Here is a 5,322-nt window from a genome sequence, read left to right on the forward strand (position 1 = left end):
TTTTCAGCCTTCTCCATGCTGTAACACCAGAACCATAACGTTCAGGCAGGTCTCTCCATCTGCAACCTGTAGCTAGGACAAAGAGAATACCATTGATGACCTTACGGTCATCAGCTCTCTTTCTACCGGTTATCGGTTGTGGTGGTAAAAACGGTTTAATAAACTTCCACTGTTCGTCTGAGAGTTCTTTAAACCCCATTCAAATCCCCATAATACTATTGATGAAAGGGGTATTTATATTTTTGAAACCAGCTCATTAAAAGATTATTTGTGTTTATTATTGGTTATATTATATAATATTTCAACTTTTGCTTATTAAAACATTAATGTCAACAAGCTCTATGAATTGAAGAAGAAACTGCAGCAATAATGGTACGATCACGTCAACAAAAATCAGGGCGGTATTAATTATAAGACTCATAGAAATTGTAATGGCATTGAAATATCGCCTATAGACAAAAGATAGTAGAAGCCCTTAGATTAAAATCCATTCTTGTTATATGCAAAAATAATCTATTAGGACTCGTGAGCATTGGGTTGCTCGCAAGCTATTGGGAGTGGAGTTAAAGAGAGATATTGGGGAATATCTCGGACACGTAAGGAAAGAGACGCCTTAAAGCGTGGTGGTTTGTCAGGCGTCTCATCCCGCCTTCTCAACTATGGGGGTTGAGTGAGTGGGGGTTGAAGGGATGTGGGGACATCCCGGATTCGCAAGGAAAGAGGCACCATGAGCGTGGTGGTTTATCGGGTGCCTCATCCTGCCTTCTTAATGTAAGTCCAAGATTGCTTTTCTCGTATAAAGCTGTCTCGTAAATTAATAATTTTTCACAGCAAGAATATTATTTTTAGAGTTCTGTGATGCGTGTGGAGTCTTTCAGGTAGTATTCAAACAATTCATTCGTCCACTTGCGTGCAGTATTGCTATATGAAGTGACTGATTTTTCGTCAAACCATCCTTTCGTTCTCAATATTGCAAGTAAGGTCATATGATCGTTCACCGCAAAGTACAATGAATGGAAAAGTTTGTCATATCGGTAAAAGTGATAATTTTCGTTATCTAACAATTGCTGAAACTCATCACGGTTATGTTCTAATAATTTCTTGAAGAATTCCTGTGAAAATATCATATGTATTTCCACATTATTCTCTGCCCATAGGGTGAACAATTTCATGAAATTTGGATGAAATATATTTGTGACAGCAAACATCTTTTTTGAAGATGCGGTTGTTTCAATCAGGTCCTTATTTGGATGATTGATTTCTGATATACTTGGTTTAAATATTTGGTAAGGGTTTAACTCGCGCAGTCTTTTGAAAAGATGAGATGGGATGAAACTAAGGTCACGCGTTCCCCAATATTCAATATCCATATTAAAAGTCTTAACTGTTTCCAATAAAGGTTTCATTTCATCTACTATCAGTTTCCCAATAGTTGTCAGCTCATAAGAATCGTCTAGCTGGGCTACTAGGTGATGTTCTTCTAGTATCCTGATCTGCGGAAGTATCGTCTGCCTGGTGGTATTATGAGCCTCCAGGATAAACTGCATTTTCTTGAATCCGTCCTGTAGCATTAGGAGAACATTCTTTCTCTTCTCAGAAGCAAATATGACATTAAGTAATGGTTTCTTCATTATCCCACAATCCCTGAAACCAAACATTCCCCGTCACAATACTCTCATATGATATTATTTAAAACAATCTGAAATTTTGTTGTTGTATGTGCTGAAATGCTAACGGTGTTATGTGAAATTGCTGTATGAAACTACACTTTTGTGCATCAGAATTACGCTATTAACTATTTTCATCTTGTAAGCGGAACCTCATGTATGGCACTATCACGTCAGTAAAGATCAGGGCTGTACCAAAGCCACCAATTGAGCAAAAGATGGCAACTGTGAGCAATGCCTGGACTTATTGTGCAAGGAAGTGATCGGAAACGTACAACTGATTCTGGGACAGGATTATGTCGGTAGTGCTTACGTTTAGCATGGGATGGCCTCATCTTGTGTCTGGGTTTTGTCTTGTTCTGTCTCACTGGCAATGTCGAGAACGTCTTTCCATTTCTCAAAGTGTATCTCGTCTATGTCCGGGGACCTGTAGAAATGAGTATCATAGACGTTGCATAGTTTAAGGGAACAATTAAAAATGTGGGAGCACACAAGTAAACAGGTTCCTACAGGTAATGTCTAAAAAGTAAAGGTGATAAAATGTTCTGCTACCAGTGTCAAGAAACAATGAATGGAAAAGGCTGCACAAAGAATGGGATGTGCGGTAAGAAAGGGGAGGTTGCAGACCTTCAGGATGATCTGATCTATGTGCTTAAGAGCATTGCATTCTACAACCAGAAAGCAAGAAGTGCAAATGTTTCTGAGAATAGCACTGATGATTTTATGCTTGATGCATTGTTCTCAACCATAACTAACACCGATTTCAGAGCTACTGGAATTCAGGAGCGCATCGACAGAGGATTCAAGATTCAGAATGAGATCAGGCAGAAACTTCTGGACAACAATGCACTTGATGAGAACGATCTGCCCGAGATCGCAACTTTGACCTCAGAGAACCTCAGTGACAGGAATACAGGCATACTTGCAACAGAGGATGAAGATATCCGGTCGTTAAGGGAACTGTTGATCTTTGGTATCAAAGGAATTGCAGCATATGCACATCATGCTATGATGCTTGGTAATATCAATAAGAAGGTCAACTCATTCATTGAAGAAGGACTTGTGGCAACAACTGACGACAGCCTGAACGATAAGGATCTCATCTCACTGGTCCTGAAATGCGGGGAAAAAGGTTTTGATGTGATGGCAGACCTTGACAGGGTGAATACAACCGAATTCGGAAATCCTGAACCTACACAGGTTAACATTGGAACAAGAGGCAATCCCGGGATTCTAATAAGCGGTCATGATCTGAAGGACCTGAAACAGCTACTGGACCAGACCGAAGGAACAGGCGTGGATGTCTATACTCATGGTGAGATGCTCCCTGCAAACTCGTATCCTGAATTTAAGAAATATGAACATCTGGTAGGCAACTATGGCGGTTCATGGTGGCATCAGAAACAGGAATTTGAGAGTTTCAACGGTCCGATATTATTGACAAGTAATTGTATTGTTCCTCCACTGGAAAGCTACATTTACAGGTTATACACTACAGGCTCCGTTGGGTATGATGATGCTACACATATCATAGCTAGGGACGGTCAGAAAGATTTCTCTGCTCTTATCCAGCAGGCAAAGACATGTGAACCACCGGTACAACTGGAAGAAGGTACCATTATGGGAGGTTTTGCTTACAACTCCGTGTTATCTAATGCAGACAAGATAGTTGATGCTGTCAAAACAGGAAAGATAAAGAAGTTTGTTGTTATGGCTGGCTGCGATGGACGTCACAAAGACAGGCAATACTACACGGATTTTGCAGAAGCATTGCCCAAAGATACCGTTATTCTTACCGCCGGATGTGCAAAATATCGTTACAATAAACTTAACCTGGGGGAAATTGATGGAATTCCAAGGGTACTGGATGCAGGGCAGTGTAATGACTCGTTCTCACTAATTGTAATTGCACAGGGTCTTATGGCAAGACTTGGATTTACAGATGTTAATGAGGCACCGATCTCATACAATATCGCATGGTACGAACAAAAGGCTGTTCTTGTATTGCTTACCCTTTTGAGACTTGAAATACAGAACATCACACTTGGTCCCACACTTCCGGCCTTCGTCTCACCGAATGTCCTCAAGGTGCTTGTGGAGAAGTTCAATATTACACCGAACACAACCGTGGAAGAAGATATGGAGAGACTTTTAAAATGAAATTTAGACACTGTCGAAATCCTAACATTTACGATTAAATTACAAGGATCTCTACAGAGCCAACTTTTCTATAATTCTTTTGTACTCTTCCTTCGCCTGCTGCACCTTATTCAAATAATGAGCACTTCCCACCGTTGCAGGTGCTCTTCCCTGAATAAAATCAGCCAAGCTCTCAGTAACTCCCTCTTTGATCATGACATTGAGATGCCACTTGCGGATAGTTTTAGCCGAAACTCTGCCAACTTGCAGCTTCTTACTTACTGTTTTATATTTATCTGGAGACTGGAATGATTTTATTTCCGAGATGTATGCAGTTGGAAAGAAAACCTGAAAGGTTCGTTTATTGCCAGATGAAAACTCAGAAGATGGATAGTGAGCAATGTCACCATCAATTACAACCTTTTTCTCATTAAAAAGCTGAAGCATTCGATAAAGATGAATCAGTCGGTTTCCTGAACATACTAACAGCTTATACAGTATTTTAACCTCGGTAGGACAGGACACATATCCTTCCTGCACCTCTTCATCGGTAATGTAAACTTCTGTGACACCTGACTTGGGAATTTTGACAAAACGTCTCCACTTTTCAAGAGGATGTCCTGCTAAAATATCGATATCTTCATCTTCGCAATAATTGAATAGGTTCCGTAAGCCACGTGACTCCTTATCCTTAAGCTGGAGTTTTCTGAAGTCTTTGGGCTTATGCACATCATTGTCTTTGAAAAACTCCACCAGTGCATTATAATAGGTGTTCTTTGTCGGTTTTGAAATGTCCCTGTGATGCAACCAGTCTTTAAAAGCGACCTCATTCGAGTTCCAAAAATGCTGAAGCCCTGTACATTGCACGTGATTATTCATTGCATAGTCGTTATTCGTAGCGTTTACTGGTAAATTCAAGCCGCTTGATGCTGATTTATTCACACGGCGGAGGTCCGGAGTTCGAATCTCCACGGGCCCACTAACTTCTTTTTCGCTGCTTAATATGGATTTTTTGGACTTTCAAGAGCTGTTTTTCCATCATTTCGACTCTTTTTTCAAGCTCTGAATTAATGCTAGGTTGTACAACCCGCAGTTCACCTTTGAAATAATCATTCAACTACAGGACAAACAAAGTATGGCCATTACACTCTATTTTGTAGATATGAGCAGTTTATCTAATAGGTTCTGCACATGACTGTGGCAACAGTACCAATGGATATGTGATGTCTTTTTTGGATATGTGTCTGCTTATTTTGGATTTCTCTATTGATATCATCAACTTTAACCGTAGAAACAATGATGCCTACTGGCAGAGTCGCGGAGAAAGTGAGAGGCCAAATGACTGGAAATCTAAAAGCGAAAAGTAAATTTTAGAATCATATAATTTTTGGTAGTCCTGTATTAATTGGTTGGCGTTTTTGAACACTTGAATTTCAAGAGTTCTCTCAAAGTCCACTTCTTCTCAGCAATCCCTGATTGCTGAGCAGGTGTTCTTTTGTGCTTTACACCATCTTTA

At 40.0% G+C, this 5,322-nt stretch carries 4 protein-coding genes and 1 pseudogene; 1 reads left to right on the top strand and 4 read right to left on the bottom strand.

What is annotated here, in order from left to right; all coding sequences use genetic code 11:
• Together CUN85_RS12740 and CUN85_RS12745 are read right to left on the bottom strand one after the other, a co-directional pair.
• Positions 1 to 199: transposase (locus CUN85_RS12740; RefSeq protein WP_135389584.1), on the bottom strand; the 199-nt coding region annotated here is incomplete at its 3' end.
• Positions 200 to 845: 646 nt separating this feature from the next.
• A complete protein-coding gene (locus tag CUN85_RS12745) occupies positions 846 to 1,631 on the bottom strand; it encodes a helix-turn-helix transcriptional regulator (RefSeq protein ID WP_167848893.1) in 786 nt (261 codons plus the stop codon).
• A gap of 576 nt (positions 1,632 to 2,207) precedes the next feature.
• On the opposite strand from CUN85_RS12745, the gene hcp reads away from it, so the two are divergent.
• Positions 2,208 to 3,827: a hydroxylamine reductase gene (gene hcp / locus CUN85_RS12750; protein ID WP_135390686.1), complete on the top strand. Its 1,620-nt coding sequence runs from the start codon at positions 2,208 to 2,210 to the stop codon at positions 3,825 to 3,827.
• A gap of 51 nt (positions 3,828 to 3,878) precedes the next feature.
• Here the strand turns inward: hcp and CUN85_RS12755 are convergent, their stop codons facing one another.
• Both CUN85_RS12755 and CUN85_RS13730 read right to left on the bottom strand, forming a co-directional pair.
• Positions 3,879 to 4,778: an integrase gene (locus CUN85_RS12755; RefSeq protein WP_135390687.1), complete on the bottom strand. Its 900-nt coding sequence runs from the start codon at positions 4,776 to 4,778 to the stop codon at positions 3,879 to 3,881.
• A gap of 429 nt (positions 4,779 to 5,207) precedes the next feature.
• Positions 5,208 to 5,322, bottom strand: a pseudogene (locus CUN85_RS13730) (IS1 family transposase); the annotation flags it as partial.

The sequence above is a fragment of the Methanolobus halotolerans genome (assembly GCF_004745425.1).
GTDB lineage: Archaea > Halobacteriota > Methanosarcinia > Methanosarcinales > Methanosarcinaceae > Methanolobus > Methanolobus halotolerans.